Source organism: Sphingomonas suaedae, assembly GCF_007833215.1.
Lineage (GTDB): Bacteria > Pseudomonadota > Alphaproteobacteria > Sphingomonadales > Sphingomonadaceae > Sphingomonas > Sphingomonas suaedae.
The window spans coordinates 123,344-144,119 of sequence record NZ_CP042239.1; the positions used below are offsets into that span (position 1 = coordinate 123,344).

21 protein-coding genes are annotated in these 20,776 nt (G+C 66.4%); 11 read left to right on the top strand and 10 right to left on the bottom strand.

All coding sequences use genetic code 11. From position 1 onward, the window contains the following. Window positions 1-5 precede the first annotated feature (5 nt). Window positions 6-1,472 carry an amidophosphoribosyltransferase gene (gene purF, locus FPZ54_RS00525; RefSeq protein ID WP_145844177.1) on the bottom strand — a complete coding sequence of 489 codons (1,467 nt, stop codon included), beginning with the start codon at window positions 1,470-1,472 and terminating at the stop codon, window positions 6-8. Window positions 1,473-1,614: 142 nt separating this feature from the next. Between purF and FPZ54_RS00530 the strand changes: the two genes are divergently transcribed. From FPZ54_RS00530 to FPZ54_RS00540, 3 genes are all read left to right on the top strand, one after another. Further along, window positions 1,615-1,863, top strand: a complete 249-nt coding sequence (locus tag FPZ54_RS00530) for a DUF7218 family protein (protein WP_145844179.1) — start codon at window positions 1,615-1,617, stop codon at window positions 1,861-1,863. Window positions 1,864-2,143: 280 nt separating this feature from the next. After that, the gene (gene katG, locus FPZ54_RS00535) at window positions 2,144-4,345 is read left to right on the top strand and encodes a catalase/peroxidase HPI (RefSeq protein ID WP_145844180.1); all 2,202 of its coding nucleotides are present in this window, start codon (window positions 2,144-2,146) and stop codon (window positions 4,343-4,345) included. A 150-nt stretch (window positions 4,346-4,495) separates the two neighbouring features. Continuing rightward, the gene (locus tag FPZ54_RS00540; protein WP_145844182.1) at window positions 4,496-6,082 is read left to right on the top strand and encodes an FAD-dependent oxidoreductase; all 1,587 of its coding nucleotides are present in this window, start codon (window positions 4,496-4,498) and stop codon (window positions 6,080-6,082) included. Between the two features lie 15 nt (window positions 6,083-6,097). Here FPZ54_RS00540 and FPZ54_RS00545 read toward each other — a convergent pair whose 3' ends face one another. The 6 genes from FPZ54_RS00545 to FPZ54_RS00570 all read right to left on the bottom strand — a co-directional run bounded on the left by FPZ54_RS00545 (window position 6,098) and on the right by FPZ54_RS00570 (window position 10,127). After that, entirely contained in the window at window positions 6,098-7,531 is a 1,434-nt protein-coding gene (locus tag FPZ54_RS00545) for an alpha/beta fold hydrolase (RefSeq protein ID WP_145844183.1), read from the bottom strand. Next, on the bottom strand, window positions 7,528-8,019 hold the full coding sequence (locus FPZ54_RS00550) for a hypothetical protein (protein WP_145844185.1): 492 nt from the start codon (window positions 8,017-8,019) through the stop codon (window positions 7,528-7,530). The genes FPZ54_RS00545 and FPZ54_RS00550 overlap by 4 nt, the downstream gene beginning before the upstream one ends. Next, entirely contained in the window at window positions 8,016-8,573 is a 558-nt protein-coding gene (locus FPZ54_RS00555) for an RNA polymerase sigma factor (RefSeq protein WP_145844186.1), read from the bottom strand. Before FPZ54_RS00555 ends, FPZ54_RS00550 begins: the two co-directional genes overlap by 4 nt. Window positions 8,574-8,635: 62 nt before the next feature. Further along, window positions 8,636-9,415: a hypothetical protein gene (locus tag FPZ54_RS00560; protein WP_145844188.1), complete on the bottom strand. Its 780-nt coding sequence runs from the start codon at window positions 9,413-9,415 to the stop codon at window positions 8,636-8,638. Between the two features lie 2 nt (window positions 9,416-9,417). Beyond that, a complete protein-coding gene (locus FPZ54_RS00565) occupies window positions 9,418-9,627 on the bottom strand; it encodes a helix-turn-helix domain-containing protein (RefSeq protein WP_145844190.1) in 210 nt (69 codons plus the stop codon). Beyond that, on the bottom strand, window positions 9,627-10,127 hold the full coding sequence (locus FPZ54_RS00570) for a DUF2975 domain-containing protein (RefSeq protein WP_145844192.1): 501 nt from the start codon (window positions 10,125-10,127) through the stop codon (window positions 9,627-9,629). The genes FPZ54_RS00565 and FPZ54_RS00570 overlap by 1 nt, the downstream gene beginning before the upstream one ends. Window positions 10,128-10,261: 134 nt before the next feature. Between FPZ54_RS00570 and hisI the strand changes: the two genes are divergently transcribed. From hisI to FPZ54_RS00590, 4 genes are all read left to right on the top strand, one after another. Further along, window positions 10,262-10,621 (top strand): phosphoribosyl-AMP cyclohydrolase, encoded by a 360-nt coding sequence (gene hisI / locus FPZ54_RS00575; protein ID WP_145844194.1) that lies wholly within the window; start codon window positions 10,262-10,264, stop codon window positions 10,619-10,621. 170 nt (window positions 10,622-10,791) lie between these two features. Then, complete coding sequence (locus FPZ54_RS00580; RefSeq protein ID WP_145844195.1) at window positions 10,792-11,289, top strand: hypothetical protein; 498 nt, start codon at window positions 10,792-10,794, stop codon at window positions 11,287-11,289. Window positions 11,290-11,435: 146 nt separating this feature from the next. After that, window positions 11,436-11,867, top strand: a complete 432-nt coding sequence (locus FPZ54_RS00585; RefSeq protein ID WP_145844197.1) for a MerR family transcriptional regulator — start codon at window positions 11,436-11,438, stop codon at window positions 11,865-11,867. Between the two features lie 142 nt (window positions 11,868-12,009). After that, window positions 12,010-13,821 (top strand): acyl-CoA dehydrogenase C-terminal domain-containing protein, encoded by a 1,812-nt coding sequence (locus FPZ54_RS00590; protein WP_145844199.1) that lies wholly within the window; start codon window positions 12,010-12,012, stop codon window positions 13,819-13,821. A gap of 47 nt (window positions 13,822-13,868) precedes the next feature. Here the strand turns inward: FPZ54_RS00590 and FPZ54_RS00595 are convergent, their stop codons facing one another. Together FPZ54_RS00595 and FPZ54_RS00600 are read right to left on the bottom strand one after the other, a co-directional pair. Further along, window positions 13,869-14,522 carry an MT-A70 family methyltransferase gene (locus FPZ54_RS00595; protein ID WP_145844200.1) on the bottom strand — a complete coding sequence of 218 codons (654 nt, stop codon included), beginning with the start codon at window positions 14,520-14,522 and terminating at the stop codon, window positions 13,869-13,871. Further along, window positions 14,519-15,259 (bottom strand): BglII/BstYI family type II restriction endonuclease, encoded by a 741-nt coding sequence (locus tag FPZ54_RS00600; RefSeq protein ID WP_145844202.1) that lies wholly within the window; start codon window positions 15,257-15,259, stop codon window positions 14,519-14,521. The genes FPZ54_RS00595 and FPZ54_RS00600 overlap by 4 nt, the downstream gene beginning before the upstream one ends. Window positions 15,260-15,499: 240 nt before the next feature. On the opposite strand from FPZ54_RS00600, the gene FPZ54_RS00605 reads away from it, so the two are divergent. From FPZ54_RS00605 to FPZ54_RS00620, 4 genes are all read left to right on the top strand, one after another. Further along, complete coding sequence (locus FPZ54_RS00605; RefSeq protein ID WP_145844204.1) at window positions 15,500-15,718, top strand: hypothetical protein; 219 nt, start codon at window positions 15,500-15,502, stop codon at window positions 15,716-15,718. A gap of 355 nt (window positions 15,719-16,073) precedes the next feature. After that, the gene (locus FPZ54_RS00610) at window positions 16,074-17,225 is read left to right on the top strand and encodes a hypothetical protein (protein WP_145844206.1); all 1,152 of its coding nucleotides are present in this window, start codon (window positions 16,074-16,076) and stop codon (window positions 17,223-17,225) included. Between the two features lie 150 nt (window positions 17,226-17,375). Beyond that, window positions 17,376-17,861: a PH domain-containing protein gene (locus FPZ54_RS00615; RefSeq protein ID WP_239019660.1), complete on the top strand. Its 486-nt coding sequence runs from the start codon at window positions 17,376-17,378 to the stop codon at window positions 17,859-17,861. Next, the gene (locus FPZ54_RS00620) at window positions 17,855-19,336 is read left to right on the top strand and encodes a PH domain-containing protein (protein ID WP_145844207.1); all 1,482 of its coding nucleotides are present in this window, start codon (window positions 17,855-17,857) and stop codon (window positions 19,334-19,336) included. The genes FPZ54_RS00615 and FPZ54_RS00620 overlap by 7 nt, the downstream gene beginning before the upstream one ends. On the opposite strand, the gene FPZ54_RS00625 is transcribed toward FPZ54_RS00620, so the two are convergent. After that, a complete protein-coding gene (locus FPZ54_RS00625; protein ID WP_239019661.1) occupies window positions 19,329-20,612 on the bottom strand; it encodes a cell wall hydrolase in 1,284 nt (427 codons plus the stop codon). The genes FPZ54_RS00620 and FPZ54_RS00625 overlap by 8 nt on opposite strands. Window positions 20,613-20,776: the final 164 nt, after the last annotated feature.

A 20,776-nucleotide genomic window follows, 5' to 3' on the forward strand; every position in this document is an offset into this window, starting at 1 on the left:
TTCTCTCAGGCGGGATGGTCGAGCAAGGCGAGCTGGCTGCTCGCCTGTTCGTCATGATCGGTCAGGTCGGTGGGATAGTCGCCGGTGAAGCACGCGTCGCAATAGCGCGGCAGCACCTCGCCGCGCTTTGCCTCGCCCAATGCGCGGTACAGCCCGTCGATCGACACGAACGCCAGGCTGTCGGCTTTGATGAACTCGGCCATCTGGGCGACATTGTGCTTCGCCGCCAGCAGCTTCGAGCGTTCGGGCGTATCGACGCCATAGAAGCAGCTGTGCGTCGTCGGCGGGCTCGCGATGCGCATATGCACCTCCGCCGCGCCGGCCTCGCGCATCATCTCGACGATTTTCAGGCTCGTCGTGCCGCGCACGATGGAGTCGTCGACCAGGATGATCCGCTTGCCCTGAATCAGCGCGCGATTGGCATTGTGCTTGAGCTTGACGCCCAGCCGCCGCACTTCCGCGCTCGGCTGGATGAAGGTGCGCCCTACATAGTGCGACCGGATGATGCCCAGTTCGAACGGAATGCCCGATTGCTGGGCATAGCCGATCGCGGCGGGAACGCCGGAGTCGGGCACCGGGATCACCAGATCCGCCTCGACCGGCGACTCGATCGCCAGCTCCGCGCCGATGCCCTTGCGCACGGTATAGACCGACCGGTCCTGCGCGATCGAATCGGGACGGCTGAAATAGACCCATTCGAAGATGCACGGGCGCGGTGCGATCGCGGTGAACGGACGGATCGAGCGCAGCTCGCCATCCTTGACGATCACCAGTTCGCCCGGCTCGACATCGCGGACATAGCTCGCGCCGACCACGTCTAGCGCGACCGTCTCGGACGCGAAGATATAGCTGTCTTCCAGCTTGCCCATCACCAGCGGCCGGATGCCCAGCGGGTCGCGGCACGCGATCATCCCCTCGGGCGTCATGCAGATCAGCGAATAGGCGCCCTCGACCTGTTTCAGCGCATCGATGAACCGGTCGAGCAGGTCGCGATAGCCGCTCGTCGCAACCAGATGGATGATCGTCTCGGTGTCCGACGTCGACTGGAAGATCGAGCCCCGCCGGATCAGCTCGCGGCGCAGATGCATCGCGTTGGAGATGTTGCCGTTGTGCGCGATCGCGAAGCCGCCATTCGCCAATTCGGCATAGAGCGGCTGCACGTTGCGCAGCGCGGTCTCGCCCGTCGTCGAGTAACGGACATGCCCACACGCGACCGTGCCCGCCAGCGCGCGGATCACCTCGTCGCGGTCGAAATTGCCCGCGACATGGCCCATTGCGCGATGGGTGTGGAAGTTGTGACCGTCCCAGCTGGTGATGCCGGCGGCCTCCTGCCCGCGATGCTGGAGTGCATGGAGTCCCAGCGCGACGAGCGCGGCTGCGCCCTCCGCACCGGAAACACCGAAAACGCCGCACTCTTCGCGCAGCTTGTCCCCAAACTCGTCTGGGGTGTCGAATGGATGTGTGGTCAGCATCGGCCCTTCGGGGGAGTCGTTGGTCGATGGCCGCGCATATAGGGAGCCGATCCGGCTTTGTCGCCTGTTTGTAACATCAAATCGGGGATCATTGTGTTTCCCCGTAGGTTGATGGGTCGGAAACCAGGCAAGGAGACCCCTGATGGCAAAGGACCACGGACCCCAGGTCAAGGACGATGAAATGTACGAAATGCTGCGCGATGCGGGCGCTTCGAAGGAGAAAGCGGCGCGCATCGCCAATGCCCAGGCGAACCATTCGCTCGATCGCAACAGCACGCATCTCGAAAACCGGACCAAGGACGAACTGTACGACGAAGCCCGCGATATCGGCATCGAAGGGCGCTCGGACATGACCAAGGACGAGTTGATCAAGGCGATCCGGGAACGGTGAGGCAGGCTATAGCCCCTCCCCTTCAGGGGAGGGGTTGGGGTGGGGCCTATCCTCTGGGCGTGTCGGCTCGGTGAGACCCCGAGGCCCCACCCCCAACCCCTCCCCTGAAGGGGAGGGGCTTTATCCACCCCAATCCCCACCCTGTTCGTAACAATCGATGACACATCGATGACTTGATCGATTTCCTCACTCGCACTGACCTGTTTATCTCGTTTCAGCGCGCTGCACGGCTCCGATAGCTTCTGCACCACACCAACGATGAAAGATGGAGGGATTCCCCATGGACGCCAAGACAGGATCGATCGACGGCGGCGGTTGCCCGGTGAGCGGTGGCGGAGTCCGCGCCCTGCTGGGCCGCACCAACAAGGACTGGTGGCCCGAAATGCTCGCCACCGAAATCCTCAACCCCAACGGCCCGTCCAACCCGATGGGCGAGGAATTCGACTATGCCGAGGCGTTCAAGAGCCTCGACTATGATGCGCTGAAGGCCGATCTCCATGCGCTGATGACCGACAGCCAGGATTGGTGGCCGGCGGATTACGGCCATTACGGCCCGTTCTTCATCCGCATGGCCTGGCACGCGGCCGGCACCTATCGCACCGCCGACGGTCGTGGCGGCGCCAATAGCGGGCAACAGCGTTTCGCCCCGCTCGACAGCTGGCCCGACAATGGCAATCTCGACAAGGCCCGCCGTCTGCTGTGGCCGATCAAGCAGAAATACGGCAACAAGATCAGCTGGGCCGATCTGTTCATCCTGACCGGCAATGTCGCGATCGAATCGATGGGCGGCCCCGTGTTCGGCTTCGGCGGCGGCCGCGCCGACGTCTATGAGCCGGAGCGCGACATCTATTGGGGCAGCGAGGACAAATGGGTGAACGAGGGCGTTCAGACCCGCATCGCGCCCGAACATGGGATGCATGAACTCGAAGGTCCGCTCGCCGCGATCCAGATGGGCCTGATTTACGTCAATCCGGAAGGGCCGGGCGGCAACCCGCATGACGACGCGGGCATGGCCCGCGACATGAAGGAAACCTTCGCCCGCATGGCGATGAGCCCGGAGGAAACCGTCGCGCTCACCGCGGGTGGCCACACCTTCGGCAAGGCGCATGGCAATGGCGACCCCTCGCTGCTGGGCGCTGGCCCGGCCGGCGGTGACATCACCGCGCTCGGCTTTGGCTGGGTGTCCAGCCATGAAAGCGGCGGTATCGGCGAACATACCGTCACCAGCGGGATCGAAGGCGCCTGGACCAATACTCCGCGCGAATGGACGGAGAATTATTTCCGCCTGCTGTTCGACTATGACTATGAGCTGGTGAAGTCCCCCGCGGGTGCCAATCAGTGGCAGCCGATCAACCAGAAAGAGGAGGACATGGCCCCGGCGGCCTGGGACCCGAACCTCAAGGTCCCGACGATGATGACCACCGCCGACATGGCCCTGAAGCGCGACCCGGAATTCCGCGCGATCAGCGAGCGGTTCCGCGCCGATCATGAAGCGTTCAAGGACGCCTTCGCCCGCGCCTGGTTCAAGCTCACCCATCGCGACATGGGCCCCAAGGTCCGCTACCTCGGCCCGGAAGTGCCGGAGGAAGACCTGATCTGGCAGGACCCGATCCCCGCCGGCACCATGCCCTCGGACGCCGATGTCGCGGCGGTGAAGGACAAGATCGCCAATAGCGGCCTGACCGTCAGCCAGCTGATCAAGACCGCCTGGGCCTCGGCCAGCACCTATCGCAAGTCCGACCATCGCGGCGGCGCCAACGGCGCGCGCGTCCGCCTCGCCCCGCAAAAGGACTGGGAGGTCAATGAGCCCGAAATGCTCGCCAAGGTGCTCGACACGCTCGACGGCCTGCGCGGTTCGATGTCGATGGCCGATGCGATCGTGCTCGGCGGCGTGGTGGGCCTTGAAAAGGCGATCAAGGATGCGGGCTTCAACGTCCCGGTGCCCTTCACCGGCGGCCGCGGCGACGCGACGGCGGAACAGACCGACGCCGACAGCTTCGCCGTCATGGAGCCGGAGGCCGACGCCTTCCGCAACTATGTCGGCAAGAAGAAGCTGGCGGTGAAGACCGAGGAAATGATGCTCGACCGCGCGTCGCTGCTCGGCCTTTCGGTGCCGGAACTGGTGGTGCTGGTCGGCGGCCTGCGCGTCCTCGGCGCCAATCATGGCGAGCGCGGCCACGGCCATTTCACCCATCGTTCGGGTCAACTCACCAACGACTTCTTCGTCAACCTGCTGGGCATGACCAATGTCTGGAAGGCGGTGGAGGGATCGGACGATCAGGAATTCGTCGCCACCGACCGCAAGGGCGGCCACGAAACCTGGCGCGCGACCCGCGCGGACCTGATTTTCGGCTCCAACTCCGAACTGCGCGCGGTGGCCGAAGTCTATGCCGAGAACGGCCATGAGGAAAAGTTCGTGAAGGACTTCGTCAAGGCCTGGACCAAGGTGATGAACGCCGACCGCTTCGACCTGAAGGCGTAAGCGAACGTAAAAGCCCTCTCCCCTTAAGGGGAGAGGGTTGGGAGAGGGGCAGAAAAAGCCTCGCAGAGACACGGCCGCGACGGACACCCCAGTCGCGGCCGTATCCGCTCAAACAGTTGCGTCCCCGAAACGCCCCCCTAAACTCCCGATATGGAATCGATCGGCGGCGACCTCAACACCATGGCCCCACGGCCATTTCCCGGCTCCCAGCTGGACGCGATCCGAGCCATCTCCACCACCCGCCACTATCAGCCCGGCGATATCGTGTTGGCAGCCGGCGCGCCGCAGGACCGCTTCGTGCTGGTCGAGGAAGGTGAGATCGAGGTCGCCGATCCGGTCACCGGCGGTCGGCTGATGCCCGGCACGATCGGCCCCGGACAGTTCATGGGCGAACTCGCCTTTCTCAACGGCGGCCCGCTTACGCTGACCATGCGCGCCTGTGCTCCCACGCGCACGCTCGAAGCGCTGCGCCCCGACATGCTCCGCCTGATGAGCGCGATCCCCGAAATCGGCGACCATATCCTCACCGTATTCTCCGCACGCCGCCGCCGCATCTTCGAAGCCGGCGACAGCAGCCTCGTCGTGCGCGGAGCCGAGCGCGACCCCGCCGTCGCGCGCGTCGCCAGCTTCCTCCACCGCAACCGCATCCCGTTCCATGAGGAGGCGGACGGCGAACCGCAGGTCCTCTGGTCGGGCAACCCGATCCCCGATCCCACGCCCCGCGCGGTCGCCCGCCATCTCGGCCTCGACCTCAAGGCCCGCTCCGCCGAGCTGTTCGACCTTATCATCGTCGGCGCGGGCCCGGCCGGGGTCGCCGCCGCAGTCTATGCCGGGTCGGAAGGGCTGCGCGCGCTGGTAATCGAGGATACCGCGATCGGTGGACAGGCGGGCACCAGTTCGCGCATCGAAAACTATATGGGCTTTCCCACCGGCATCTCCGGCGCGGACCTGACCTTTCGCGGACAGGTTCAGGCGATGAAGTTCGGCACCTGCTTCGCCATGCCGCGCCGGGTCGAAGCGCTGGCGCGGCGCGATACCGACTTCTGCGTCACGCTCGACGGCGGCGAGGAACTTTGCGCCCGCGCGGTGCTCGTCGCCACCGGCGTGCAATATCGCCGCCTGCCGCTCGACCGGCTCGAAACGTTCGAAGGCGCCGGCATCTACTACGCCGCAACCGAGATGGAAGCACGCCTGTGCGCCCGGACCGAGGCGGTGGTCGTCGGCGGCGGCAACAGCGCGGGGCAGGCGGCCATGTACCTCTCGCGCGTCGCCAAGCGCGTCCATGTCGTGGTGCGCGGCGCCAGCCTTGCCGACACGATGAGCGCCTATCTGCGCGACCGGCTGGAGGCCGACCCGCGCATCACCATCCACACCCACAGCCAGCTCAAGCAGCTCGACGGCGACGCCCATCTCGAACGCGTCGTGTTTACTAGCCCATCGGGCAGCCACGACGTCGATTGCCGCGCATTGTTCATCATGATCGGCGCAGCGCCCAACACCGGCTGGCTCTCGGGCCTGGTCGAACTCGACCAGCACGGCTTCGTCCGCACCGGAAGGGATGTCGGCGGATCGTCCAGCTACGCCACCTCCTGCCCCGGCATCTTCGCGGTCGGCGACGTCCGCTCCGGCTCGGTCAAGCGCGTCGCCAGCAGCGTCGGCGAAGGCTCGGTGGTGGTCAGCGCGATCTGGACCCACGTCAACGCACCCCCGCCGGGCGAGGTCGGGATCGGGGGGTAAAGGGGAGGAACGGGCTCACCGCTGAAACCCGATCTCCCGCACCCGCACCCGCTGCGTCGTTACCGCCCGACCCGCAACAAACTCCCGCAATATCGGCTGCAGAACAGCATTCCCGAACAGGTCGAACTGGTGCGCGGCATTCTCCACCACGACGATCTGCGCATGCGAAAGCCCGCGCGCGATCTCTCGCGCATTCTCCACCGGCGTGCGCGCGTCTAGGTCGCCGACCAGGATCAGCGTTGGCACCGCACTGCGCACCCGCTTGCGATAGGCCGCACCCAGATCGACGGCGGGCCAGGCATCGCGCAGCGCCATCAGCGGAAAGTTGATCGCATTGCCGAGCAGCGCGGTCCGCGCCTGCCGCTCGATCCGCCGCAACCGCGCCGGGCTGCCATGCGAGGCGAGGTCCATCATGTATTTCATCCCCGACCCCAGCCGCCACTGGCTGCGCGCCGCCAGCGCCACCGCGCCCATGCGGCGAAAATCCCCCCCTGCCATTTCGCGATAGGCGGCAGGCAGGGTGGCGAGCGTGCGCGGATCGCCCAGCGCCTGCGCGGTCAGCCACTGCACGTCGAACGCGCCGATGGTGACGCGCTGCGCCGCGCCGTCCGGCCCCGCCACCTCGACCGTCACCGGTTCGCGCAGCAACCGCGTAATCACCGTCCGCATCGTCGCGGGCAGCTCCGGCGTTCCCGCTCGCTCGGCGATGCGCGCAATCACCACATCGGTCTGCGCGGGCAGCTTGTAGGTATGATCGGGACCTTCGGGACTGACCAGAATCAGCCGCGCGACGCTGCCCGGATGCCGCCGCACCGTCGCCAGCGCGAGGTGCGATCCATAGCTGCGCCCCCACAGATGCATCGTCGCATAGCCGAACGCGCGTCGCACCGCGTCGACATCATCGGCATTCTCCGCGCTGGTATAGGATGCCAGCCGCACCCCGCGCGCCGCGAACTGCCGCGCTGCCGCGCGCGCCGCATCCGCCATCACCGGCAACCACAGGGCAGGGGAGCCCTCGGCCTCCAGCGGCAGCGGTACGCGCTCGGGCAGGGCAAGGCTCGGCCGCGACCGCCCGCTCCCGCGCTGGTCGAACGCGATCACGTCTCCGCCCATCAGGTCGAGCAACCCCGCCGCGCGTGCGGCGGAGAGGCCCCTCAGCAACCCGGTGCCGGAATCGCCCGGTCCGCCCGCCAGCACCATATTGACGATCCGGCTCGGTGCGTCCGCCCAGCGCAGCCGCATCACCGCCAGTTCGATCACCCCTTCCGGCGCAGCGCGGTGGCGGCGCTCGGGGACACGCACAAACCCGCGCTCGACCGCCATCGCTCGCCCGTCGGGGGCAACCAGTCGCTCGGTCCGCGCTTCGCCCAGTTGCGGCGCGATCAGCGCGGCGCTGGCGGTGGCCGCGCTGGCCAGCAGCGCCAGCCCGGTCAGCAGCAGGCGGATCATCGCACCCCCTCCGCCATCTGCGTCTCCAGCGCCCGCCGCTTGGCGGTCAGCGCCGTCAGCCGCCGCCGCGCCCGGCTCAGCAGCAGCAGCGCGGCCCCGACCATCGCCCCTCCCATTGCCGCTGCGGCGAACCCAACGGGCATCCCCGATCCGATCCCGATCGCCAACGCGCCCAGTGTGAACACCGATGTAAAGCTAACCGCCATCCAGCCCGCCACGACCTGCTGGCGCGCATACAGCACGCGACGCCGGGTCAGCACCCACAGCGCATAGCCGGTCCATCCCATCCCGATCAGCGACAGCACCGCAAGTGCGGCGCGCGTGCGCAGCGGCAGGTCAGGCTCGGTGATGAACAGCGACAGCGTTACCACCGTCCCGCTCAGCGCCGCGGCCAGCAACAGCGCGTGGGCGACGCGGGGGCCGGGGGATAATTCGGCGCTGACGATCCGCACTTCCGGGGCAGCATCCATCCGGGGGGCAAGGGTCATTGGGTGTCTCCATGCGATTCAAGCGCGCGCCGCAATTGCTTGCGGGCGCGGTGCAGCCGTGACTTGACGGTTCCGGTCGGGATCGACAGCGCGGTGGCGACCTCGTCGATCGCCAGTTCCTCCAGGTAGAAGAGCGTCAGGATCTCGCGTTCGACCGGCGCCAGTCGCGCCAGCCCGCGCTCGACCGCTTCGACGTCGAACGCCGCCTCACTCTCGCCCGCGTCGACATCGTCCTCGGCGGGCAGCGGCATCGCGGCGCGGTATTTGCGGCGCAGCTGGTCGGCAAAGGCGCGATGGGCGATGCCGAACAGCCACGACCGGAACCGGCTTGTGTCCTCGATCCGCCCGATCCCGCGCACCACGCGCAGCCAGACGTCCTGCGTCAGCTCGGCGGCGCCGTCGGCGTCGCCGGTCACACGCCCGGCATAGCCGCTGATCGGCCCGGCCCATCGCCGCACCAGCGCATCGAACGCATCGCGCTCGCCGAGCTGGCAGCGGACGACCAGCAGCTCGTCGGCGAGTCTTGACGCGTGTTGGCTATCGTCCCGCTGCATCGCTCACCTCATCCATGCACCTGTAGTCGGCACATCGCGGAAAAGGTTCACGCAACTGGTGATCAGGCGGTGGCGCCCTCCGCCGCGCCGGGTGCGCCTGCGACCAGATCGATACCACCCCGCGCCGCCGCCCGCCGCGCCACTACAAACGCCGCGGCCACCATCACCACCCCCAGATACCCGACCAGCAGCGAATCCAGCCCCATCATCGCCCACACTATCCACGGGGCCTTGCCCACCGCCACAAATGCCAGCGCATAATGCGCGACCATCAGCGGCAGCATCGCCAGCAGCGACACGATCACCGCATAGGGATAGATGCCGCCGGTCAGCCGGATCGACCGCACAAAGCCGATGCCGGGATTGCCCGCCGCTGCCGCAGTCTTCCACGCCGACAGCAACGGCTCGAACAACAGGCTGACCAACAGGCTCACGATCAGTACGCCCGCCGCGACATTGCCTTCGATTCCCGCCGCATCGGCGATCAACGGCCCGTCCTGTACCGCGATCAGCCAGAACAGGCTCCACGCCATCACCGGCACGAACAATCGCACCGCCACCGGGTCGATCCGCCGTGCCGCAAGCGGATCGTCGCCGAACACCAGGAAGCGGGCGGCCCAATATCCGGTCAGGAACAGCGCGATCACCTTCACATGGCCGATGGTCAGGCGGAGCGCGTCGCCCTCCGCCGCCTTCAGCCCGGCAAGATCGACATACATCCCGGCGCGGATCTCGACGACATGCTGCACCATCTCGACCGCGACAGGGATCAGGAACAGCAACGGGCAGAGCCGCGCATAGCGGCCCGATCGCACGAAAACCTCAATCAGATCGTGGCCCATCGTCATTCCCCTTCGTCATAAGTCAGGATGTCGCCCGGCTGGCATTCCAGCGCGCGGCAGATTGCCTCCAGCGTCGAAAATCGGATCGCCTTGGCCTTGCCGGTCTTCAGGATCGACAGGTTGGCGAGCGTGATATCGACCCGTTCGGCCAGTTCGGTCAGGGTCATGCGCCGCGCGTGCAGCACATCGTCCAGCGTCACGCGGACCGCCATCAGACCGTTCCCTCGATCTCGTCCTGCATCGCCGCGCCCTGCTGAAACACCCGCGCCAGCACGAACAGCAGCAGCACCGCGAGCCAGCCGGTGACCGAAAATTGCCACGGCATGACCTCGCCGGTCGCTTCGCTCAGTTGCGTCGCGAACCAGCCATAGCCCAGGTCGACGACCTGCAGCGCCAGCATCGCCCAGGCGTTCTGCCGCAGCCGCTCGGCATTGACCGGCGCGAACGGGGTGCCGGCCCGCACCGTGTCGATCATCGCGATGATGCGGGTGAAGATCACATGCGCCGGCACCGCCGCCGCAATCCCCACCGCCATCACGCCGACCAGTCCCAGCCGGACCGTCTCGCCGTTCGGGCCGAAACCCTTGGCCAGCTTTTCGGCCATGAATTCGGGCATCGCCAGCAACGCGCCGCCGAACAGCACGAACCCCGCGACCGCGACCCAGTTGAGGACCAGCAGGGTCAGCAGGATGCGCCGGGTGAGGATGAGCATGTCGAGTCTCCTGATTATTGTTATTCGATAAGATACGTATCGAATAACGGCAAGGCAATTTATCGTTTTGCGATAAGATGCGTGAGATCGACCGCATGGATGACGTTCGCCCTGCGCTCGGCTAACACCGGCCCATGACCGATCCCCGTGATTCCACGCTCGACCTGAACCCGAATTACGACGCCAACGGGCTGATCACCGCCGTCGCCACGCACGCCGCGACAGGGGAACTGCTGATGCTCGCGCATATGAACGCCGATGCGCTGGCCAGGACGCTGGAGACCGGCGAAGCCTGGTTCTGGTCGCGCAGCCGCCAGCGCCTGTGGAAAAAGGGCGAGAGCAGCGGCCATGTCCTGCGCGTGGTCGAGGCGCGGATCGACTGCGATCAGGACGCTTTGTGGCTGAAAGTCGACCCCGCCGGCCCCGCCTGCCACACCGGCGAGCCCAGCTGCTTCTTCCGCCGCATTGAGGGCGGCAAGCTGGTGCGCGGGTGAGGGGAGGGGCATCCCAAATTCCTCCCCTGCCCCGCAGGGGAGGTGGCAGCGAAGCTGACGGAGGGGCCGCCCCGCAGAGGGCGGAATTTTGCCTAGTTGTCCGCCGCCGTCTGCGCGGCGGCCCCTCCGTCAGCGCTGCGCGCTGCCACCTCCCCCGTGGGGGGAGGAATGTGTCGACCCTTGCCGCCGCCGTCCTTCTCGCCGCCTGCTCCGGCAGCGGGCCGCAACCCGGGGCATCCCCCACGCCCCCCAGCCTCGAAACCGCCGCGATCGAACGCGGCATTGTCCGCGACCCCGCCAACACCGACGTCACCGGCCTCTACGCCCGCGACACCGACCGGGTCTGCGTCGTGCCCCAGGGCAATGCCTATCGTATCGGCGCGTTCGTCGATTATGGCGACGGATTGAGCTGCACCGGCCGCGGCACCGCCGCGCGCTCCGGCTCCAGCCTTGCGGTCGAGCTCAAGGGCAAGGGCGGCGCCACCTGCGCCTTCACCGCGAAGTTCGACGGCGATCGCATCACTTTCCCCGCCAACGTCCCTGACGAATGCGCCAAACTCTGCGGCCCGCGTGCCAGCTTCGCCGCGCTCGAAGTCGAGCGGTTGAGCGAGTCAGCGGCGGAAGCAGAAGCGCTCCGCAGCGCTGAGGGAACGCGTTTGTGCGGTTGAAGCGGCGCCAGCCCGCTCCTCCACCCGGCCACCCATAAAATACTGTCGCTGGGTGGCCGGGTGGGGGAGCGGGCTGGCGCCGCCATCCGGCGTAAGCTGGATCAAACAAAGTTGACGTTAACGTCAACCTGTCCTAAATTCCCCCCATGGCAACGAAACTGAAGGCCGTGGCCAGCTTCGCCCCGATCGAAGCCCGCCCGGACAAGGAGAGCTTCTCGATCTCGGACCTGTGCGCCGAGTTCGAGGTGACCGCGCGCGCATTGCGCTTCTACGAGGATGAAGGGCTGATCAGCCCCGAGCGCCGCGGGCTCCAGCGCATCTACTCGCACCGCGACCGCGCCCGCCTCGCCTGGATCCTGCGCGGCAAGCGCGTCGGCTTCAGCCTCGCCGAGATCCGCGAGATGATCGACCTCTACGACGTCGGCGACGAACGCCGCACCCAGCATCAGGTCACGCTCGACAAATGCCGCGCGCGCATCGAGCTGCTCCAGCGGCAAAAGGTCGATATCGACGCCGCCATTGCCGAACTCGACGATTTCATCGCGGTCCTCGAAGGCCGCGCCACGCCCATCAAGTGAACCAATAGCCCCTCCCCTTCAGGGGAGGGGTTGGGGTGGGGCAGTCAATGTCTCACCGAGACCGAGACCGAGACCGACATGCTTGGGGCGAGGCCCCACCAACCCCTCCCCTGAAGGGGAGGGGCTCAAGAAGGAAGAGAAGATGCCCCGCTACAACCCGCCCGTCCGCGACACCCGCTTCATCCTCGATCGCGTGCTAAAGATCGACAACTACGCCGACCTTCCCGGCTTCGCCAACGCGACGCCCGACACCGTCACCGCGGTGCTGGAGGAGGGCGGCAGGTTCGTCGCCGAAGTCCTGTTCCCGATCAACCATAGCGGCGACCAGCAGGGCTGCACCCGCCACCCCGACGGCTCGGTGACCACCCCCGACGGCTTCAAGGAAGCCTACCAGCAGTTCGTAGAATCCGGCTGGGGCACCCTCAGCGCGCCGGAGCAGTTCGGCGGCCAGGCCATGCCGCACGTCGTCTCCACCGCGTTCCAGGAGTATATGATCTCCGCCAACATGGCCTTCGCCATGTACCCCGGCCTGACCCACGGCGCGATCGAAGCCCTCCTCGCCAAGGGGTCGCCCGAGCAGCAGGAGAAATACGTCCCCAAGATGGTCAGCGGCGAATGGGGCGGCACGATGAACCTGACCGAACCGCATTGCGGCACCGATCTCGGCCTCATCAAGACCCGCGCCACCCCCAATGCCGACGGCAGCTGGTCGATCACGGGGACCAAGATCTTCATCTCCTCCGGCGAGCACGACCTCACCAGCAACATCATCCACCTCGTCCTCGCCAAGACCCCCGGCGCGCCGGAGAGCAGCAAGGGCATCAGCCTGTTCGTCGTCCCCAAATTCATGGTCAACGACGACGGCACCCTGGGGACACGCAACGCCGTCACCTGCGGTTCGATCGAGCACAAGATGGGCATCCACGCCAACTCGACCTGCGTCATGAACTATGACGGCGCGACCGGCTGGCTGGTGGGCGAGGAGATGAAGGGCCTCGCCGCCATGTTCATCATGATGAACGCCGCCCGCCTCGGCGTCGGGCTTCAGGGCCTCGGCATCGGCGAGGTCGCGTACCAGAACGCCGTCCAGTACGCCCACGACCGGCGTCAGGGCCGCGCGCTCACCGGCGCTGCCGAGCCGGAGGAAAAGGCCGACACCCTCTTCGTCCACCCCGATGTCCGCCGCATGCTGATGGAGGCCAAGGCGATGACCGAAGGGCTGCGCGCCCTGTGCCTGTGGGGCGGCCTCCAGGTCGACCTGTCGCACAAGGCGGCGAGCGAGGAGGAGCGTCAGCTCGCCGACGACCTGATCGGCCTGCTCACCCCCGTGATCAAGGGCGTCGGCACCGACGCCGGCTACCGCATCGCGACCGACAGCCAACAGGTATATGGCGGCCATGGCTACATCGCCGAATGGGGCATGGAGCAGTACGTCCGCGATGCCCGCATCGCGATGATCTATGAAGGCACCAACGGCGTGCAGGCGATGGATCTGGTCGGCCGCAAGCTCGCCCAGAATGGCGGCCGCGCGGTCCAGACCCTGTTCCGCATCGTCACCGAAGAGGTCGCCGCCGCCAAGGCCGAGCCCGAACTGACCCACCTCGCCGAAGCGCTCGAAAAGGCCAATGGCCAGCTTCAGGCCGCGACCATGTGGTTCATGGCCAACGGCATGAAGGACCCCAATCAGGTCGGCGCCGGCGCGTACAGCTATATGGAGCTGATGGGCACCGTCGCGATCGGCCTGATGTGGCTCCGCATGGCCGACGCCGCGGTCGCGGCACTGGCCGAAGGCGATGATGAAGCCGAAGGGGGGCGGGCGTTCTACGAAGCCAAGCTGGTCACCGCCCGCTTCTACGCCGACCGCATCATGCCCAACGCCGGCGCGCTCCGCCGCAAGATCGAAAGCGGCGCGGAGACGATCATGGCGCTGCCGGTGGAGGCGTTTGGGGTTTGAGGGGAGGGGCGGGCGCTTCGGCGCCCGCCCCGCCCTTGACCGCCTGATTATTCCGCTGCTTCAGGCCATTCAGTTGCGGCATCGCGCCTCGAATTGTGCGCGTAGGTTTCCCAGCCAATCTCATAATCGTCGGCCTGATTGCCCCATGCGGTCCAACCGGGCCGTGCGCCCCGAGCAAACAGTTCCAATCGTTCGCCCGGCGAGCAGGCCTCAACGATATCGTAAAATTCGTCCGGCTTGCGGCTGTGCTCGCGTTTGCGCGTCCCAAGCAAGTTAACCTGCCGCCGTCCCGGTGCCAGCGTTCGCGCATTCTTTCCGCGAATGCCAAACAGGCAGAGTTCGGTTACGTTTCGAAAGTAAAAGCCGACGCCGCGTCCGTCTGATCCGCCATCCTTTCGGATTTTATGCCAGACGAGGTTCGACTTATACTCGAAGCCCCATGCCTTCATCACCGCCAAGCCATCGGGCAGCAGCGCGTTCGGTACCCAAAGGTACAAATGGGCCGTGTCCGCAGCAGCGCCCTCAACCGGAAGGTCGCAAATCTCTTGTAGACTCATCGTGCCATATCGCGACAGGCGATGATGCTCAGGCGCCATCTTGCCGGTACGGTTGGTAAACCGCCACGGCGGATCAGCCAAGATTGTCGCGAATTTCCGTCCTCGGATTGCTTTCGCAAAATCCTGTGCGGCGTCGATGCTCATACCGCCTCCTCGATACATTCAGGTTTGATGCCGATCGCTAACACGGGGCAGCTCCCGTTGCGCCCAGCGTTTAATCGATAGAGCAGCTTGCCCATCCACGTGGTCGATGCGCCATACTTGGTCATCAAACCCATTTCCTTGAACACGGAGTTCAACGCGGCGCTGCGTGTCAACAGCACGCCGACATCGATCACGCCACACTGGCTGAACGCGCTCATCGCATAGAGATCGCGATCGAACGTCTGGTCCTTGCTATTCCATTCAAGGTCGAACGCGACGCGCCCCTTCACATAATCGACCTTATGCCCGTCCAGAAAACGCGCCTTGGTCAACTCCCGGCTCATTTTGACGCTGACTGTCTTGCCCTTCGGATTCAAACCGGACTCGCGCCACAAGAGCTTCACCAGCAAGTCGGCCTGGATGGTGGTTTCGTGCCACCCATTCGGTCTGAGCAACGCGGAAACTGCCTTGGGAATCTGCGATTCATTGCCGCCTGCGGTGGCGATGATGTCACGGGTGAGCTTGAATGCGCGCAACGCATCCATCAACTCGTTGAACTCAACCGGATGCGCTTCGGACAGGATCAATGCCGCGTTGCGATACGAGTATACCTCATATTTTTGGAGAATATCGGCTGGAATATAGCGCGCCACAAATTCAGATGGGTCGCCGATATCGCCCGGTCCTGCGGCGATGTCCGGTTCCGCTTCGGGCGCGTCAGGGGCTTCCTCACTCATATTGCTCTTGTGTCCACCGGACAAAAATCGGTCAAATCCAATCTGCCTATCCATCCACAGCGTTGGCGTGTGTGGTTGGCGTGTGTGCGAGATTTTCCTCATATCACGTGGATAGCGAGCCGATAAGAACAAAAATGGAACTCCTGGAGTGTGTGGAGATCGGGTCGGGCATCTCCGCCCTTTCCCCCGACCTCGACTATCTATCGACACGCATAAAGACGGAAACTCTGGGCGATCACGATGTCGACTCCCTCCGCGATTGACAGCGACGACTATGGCCGCACCATCGACATGGCCGCCTTCGGCCACGCCCTCACGCGCCGCCGCGCGGAGATCGAGGCGGAGACCGGGGAGCCTTTCACCGTCCCCCGCAACGAGGGCACCCGTCGCACCGCGTCAAAGCGCGCCCTGCTCGCGGAAATCGACCAGCTCGCCGCTGCCAAGGGCATCCGCTGGTAAGAAGAGTTTGGTTCACGCGAAGGCGCTAAGACGCGAAGAAGGTTTTGTTCGCGCAGAGGCGCAGAGGGCGCAGAGATGGCGAACCTCTTGGCGGCGTCAGCCGCCCTTCATTACATCGCGTCTCGACGAACGCGCTCGCCATAAAGGCCGCTGGCGCGGCACGGCGCCCCTTCTCTCTGCGCCTCTGCGATCTCTGCGCGAACCAAAAAAACCTTCTTCTTCGCGTCTTAGCGCCTTCGCGTGAACCAACTTCCTTCTTACCCCACGACAAGAACAAAAATAGAACTTTCCTACAGCCCCCGTTCCGGCATACCTGTCCGGTCCTCTGCATCACATCAGCAAAGGACCGGCCGACATGAACGCTTTCACCACGCCAGAACCGGCGCCCTACAACCCCGCGACCTTCAACCACGCCGCCTTCCACGACCTCGAACCCGGCGTGCCCGATGCCCAGCGTTACGACGGCTGGACCCCTGAAAAGCAGAAGCGCTTCCTCACCGCCCTGTCGCGCGGCCATAATGTCACGCAGGCGTGCGCCATCGTCGGCATGTCGCGCTCGACCGCCTATGCCCTGCGCGACAGCGCGCGCGGCGCGGCGTTCGCGCTGGGGTGGAAGGCGGCTCAGCTGCGCAGCCGCGATTGCCTCGCCGACGAACTGATGGACCGCGCCTTCAACGGCGTGCGTGAATCCGTCACCGGTGACGATGGCCGCATCACCACGCGGCATCGCCACGACAATCAGCTGGCGTGGAAGATGCTGAACCGGCTCGACAAGCGCGCCGACGCCGCCTGCACCGATGCCGACGCCGCCGCCGTCCGGCTCGCCGCGGCGGACTTCGAACAATTTCTCGATCTGGTCGAACACTCGGCGGCACCGGGCCGCGCCGGCCTGTTCCTCGCCGCGCGCTTCGGGGCGGCGGGCGTGGCGAGTGAGGACGATCTCGCCCCGATCCGCACGCTCGCCCGCGCCGATCGCTGGCTGCGCACCCATGTCGACGACAGCGCCGCCGTGCCCGCCACCGATCTCGACCCCGCCGACCGCGCAAGCTGGACCGACGAACAATGGCGCCGCGCCGAAGCCATCGGCCTCGTCGCCCTCGCATCCGAAACCCCGCCGGAGGAGGAGCCTGACAGCCCGTCGGAAACCCGCGATTCTTGTCAGGATCGTCCGGACAGCGACGCCGAGATCGCGATCTGGTGGGACGGCGAGGACGAAGCATGGCGCACCAGCTTCCCGCCACCCGACGATTTCGAAGGGTATGAAAGCGGCGAACCCGGCACCGAAGACTATAAGCGCGAGCTGACCGAAGAAGAGGAAGCCGCCCTCGAAGCCGAAGAAGCCGCGCAGCGCGCCCCGCGCCTCGCCGCCGCCAACGCCGCCCGCGACGCCTGGCTCGCTCAACACCGCACCGCGGCGGGGGAGGGGGCACGATCCAATTCCTCCCCTGAGCCTGCTCAGGGGAGGGGGACCGCCGCCGCAGGCGGTGGTGGAGGGGCTGCCCCGTAGAGGGCAGAATTTTGTCGAGCTGTTCACGGCCGTCTACGCGGCCGCCCCTCCACCACCGCTGCGCGGCGGTCCCCCTCCCCGAGACAAGCTCGGGGAGGAATAGTCGCGCCACCCCCTTGAGCCTTTCGTCCCACCCGCCATAACGGAGGAATGCTGCTCCCCGAAATCCCGCTCAACCCGCTCGAACGCGGTCACCTCAATGCGATGCGCCTTACCGGGGGGATCTTCTGGACCGTCGCGGCGCTGGTTTCGATCGGTCCGTCCTTCGCGATTTCGACCGGCGTGGACTGGTTCCCCCTCTGGGCGCCGCCGGTCGTCATCGCGTTGCTGGGGCTGTGGACCGTCATCGTCGCCGTGCCGCGCCGCTGGGCGCGCTGGGGCTGGGCCTGGACGGGGCGGGAACTGCACGTCGCATCGGGCTGGCTGGTCCGCCGCCACACCATCGTCCCCGCCGCGCGCGTCCAGCATATCGACGTGACGCAGGGGCCGGTCGAGCGGATCTTCGGCATCGCCAGCCTCGTGCTGCACACCGCCGGAACCGCGAACAGCGAAGTCGATCTGCCCGGCATCACAAAGGCGACTGCCGAGGAAATCCGCGACGCGATCCGCGAACAGCTCACGGTCGACCCATGGTGACGGAGGAATTGCCCGAAGAATTGGGGGACGACGAACCCCGCCGCGTCCATCCGCTGACGATCCTCATCTGGTTCCTGAAAAAGGCGCCCCAGAATGTCGTCGGCCTGCCCGCGATCATCGGCTTCACCTCGGGCCGGGGGTTCGGCTGGATCCTGTTGGCGGCGGGGGTGGTCGGGGCGTTGAGCCTGGTGTGGACCTGGGTGAACTGGCGTCGCTTCACCTATGCGGTGACGCCGCACGAACTGGTGATCGAACGCGGCATCTTGAGCCGTACCCGCCGCTCGATCCCGCTGGAACGCATTCAGGATGTCGGGATCGAACAGGGGCCTCTGTCCCGCATCTTCGGCCTCGCCGAAGTCCGGGTCGAAACCGGGGGAGGGGAGAAGGACGAAGCGGTGCTGGACAGCGTGTCGCTGTCCGAAGCGGCAAGACTGCGCGGAGCGTTGCGCGGAGCCCCGGTCCGCCGCGCGACGGTGGGGCTGGACGACAATGGCGATGTCCTGCCGGAAGAGGACGCGCTGAGCGAAGTCTTCGCCATGTCTCCGCAGCGCGTGTTGCTGCTCGGCCTGTTCAGCTTCTCGCTGGTCTGGATCGCTGCGCTGGCCGGTGCGATCCAGTTCATCGGGGATGCGATGGGCTTCGGCTGGGACGAGGCAACCGATCTGTGGCGAACCGCACGGGGAGAGGTCGGCAACCGCTTGAATTATTCCACCGGCTTCGGCCTGTTCGGGGTGGTGGTGCTGCTCGGGGTCATTACCGGCATCGGCCGCACGGTGTTGCGCGACTGGAATTTCACGCTGCGCGCCGGGATCGGCAGGTTCCGCCGCACCAGAGGGTTGCTGACCCGCAGCGAGGTGGTGGTGGCGATGCGCCGTATCCAGCTTGCTTTGGTCCAGCGCGGCCCGTTGCGCGGCGCATTGGGCTGGAATACGCTGAGTTTCCAGACGCTTGGCGGCAGCAACGATCCCAGCGGTCGTCAGGTCATGGCCCCGCTGGCCCGCGACCATGAAGTCGCCGCGATCATCGACCGGGCGGGCCTGCCCCCCTTCGAAAGGCTCCCCCTCCGCCGCGTCGCCCCCGGCCATGTGGTCCGCGCCGCCCTCACCGCCATGCCCGTTCCGGTGGCGGTGGTCGCCGGGGCGCTGCTGCTGACCCCACTGGCCTGGCTCGGCCTCGCCGTCGCAGTGCCGATGGTCGCCATCGCCCTGCTCCAGCGCAGCTTCCACCGCTACGCCGTCCGCGAATCGAGCCTGCAAGTGATGCGCGGCGTCCTGCTCCAGAATGACTGGATCGTCCCGGTCGAAAATATCCAGGTCGTCACCTTGTCCGAAACGCTGCTTCAGCGTCTGCTGGGCCTGGTGACGGTCCGTGTCGACACCGCCGGAGCCGGCGTCGGAGCCACTCCCGCCGTCGTCGACCTCGTCGCCGAAGACGCCCGAGCCCTGGCCCGCGACCTCGCCGGGCGGATTACTTAGCGGCGGGCGTCGGGGTGGGAGCGGGCGAGATCAGCACCGAAGGCGGCGCGATGACTTCGCCTTTCCGCCGCACCCCGGTCAGCCCGTCGGGTACCGCCCGATCCGGGACCGGTGTCGCCACGACCCGCGGAACCAGCGGCAGCCGCGCAGTCGGGTCGATCGGCACCCGCCGCATACATTGGATCGGGCTGGGCCGCTTGAACTCGGCACAATTCCACAGCGCCTTGCCAAAACCCTGGGTCTTGTCCCGCAAATAGCTGAACGACATCGACTCGAGTTGTGCCGGGGTCAATGTGGCCCCCGCCGGAGGCACCTTGGCCGGATCGGTCCAGCCCAGGAATTTGCAATAGGGCCGCTCGCCACAGGTCCGGATCGCCAACGCCGCAAAAGCATCGGCACCCAGCGACGGGTCCAGCGCGACATGAAAACTGTCCCCGCCGACTGCGATGGGCTTGGGAATCGCCGACTCCGGGATGGTCGCCGGATCGAGCATCAATGCCGGGTCACTGCCTGCGGCGTCCGCTGCTCCGGCATGAAACGGCGATAGCCGCGCCATTTTCGCAATCACCGGCTCGGTGCCCGCATAGCCCCGCCGAAAGGCTGGCGGTGTCCCCCACCAGCCGGTCCAGCGGAAGAACAAGTGGGTGTTGACCTCCGCCACCTTGTCCAGGCTGGCGCTCCAATAGGGCACGACCCAATCGGTATGATAATGCGTCGAATGCCCGACCTTGGCATAGACCGCCCCGGTCAGCGCGTCGCGAGCGATACCCTGTGCCCGCGCCCAGGCGGCGGGGGAGGGGGTACGCCGCATCGCCCCGTCGCAGGTGAAGGTGAACTGGCACCCGGTACGCCGCTCCTCCCCCTGAAACACCACGCCGCACACCGATTTGGGAAAGGCGGGGTGGCGCATCCGGTTGAGCACCACTTGTGCCACCGCGCGCTGCCCCACTGTATCGTCGCCTGCCTCGTACCAGGTGGCGGCAGCGAGGCAGTCGATCGCCCGGCCCCGATCTTCGGGGGTGCCTGTCAGTAGAAAGGGGCGCGCCGCAGGGTTGGGCGCGGCCGAGAAGGGTATCGCCGCGTTGAACGCACGCGCTTCCAACAGCGACAGGTCGGCGAGCAGGACCGGCTCCACGGGGGGTAGCTCCGCCTGGGGCACGACGCGTTTGGGCCGCGCAATCTCCGCGAGCACCGGCGTGGTCACCGTGACGCGCGGCATCGAGAGGATGACTGCAACCGGTCCCGCAACCGCCGCCAGCGCGATCACAGCGAGCACGACCCAAAGCCCGGGCGCGATTCGGGACGGAGAATCCGAAAACGGAGAGGGCGTCACAGGCGCGCAAAATCCTTCAGCGGCGAAAAGCGCCTGCCCTTAGCGCAAAGCGGGGCTGTGGAAAACAGACGACCACAGCCCACCGCGATATCCGTCACGGCTCCGTC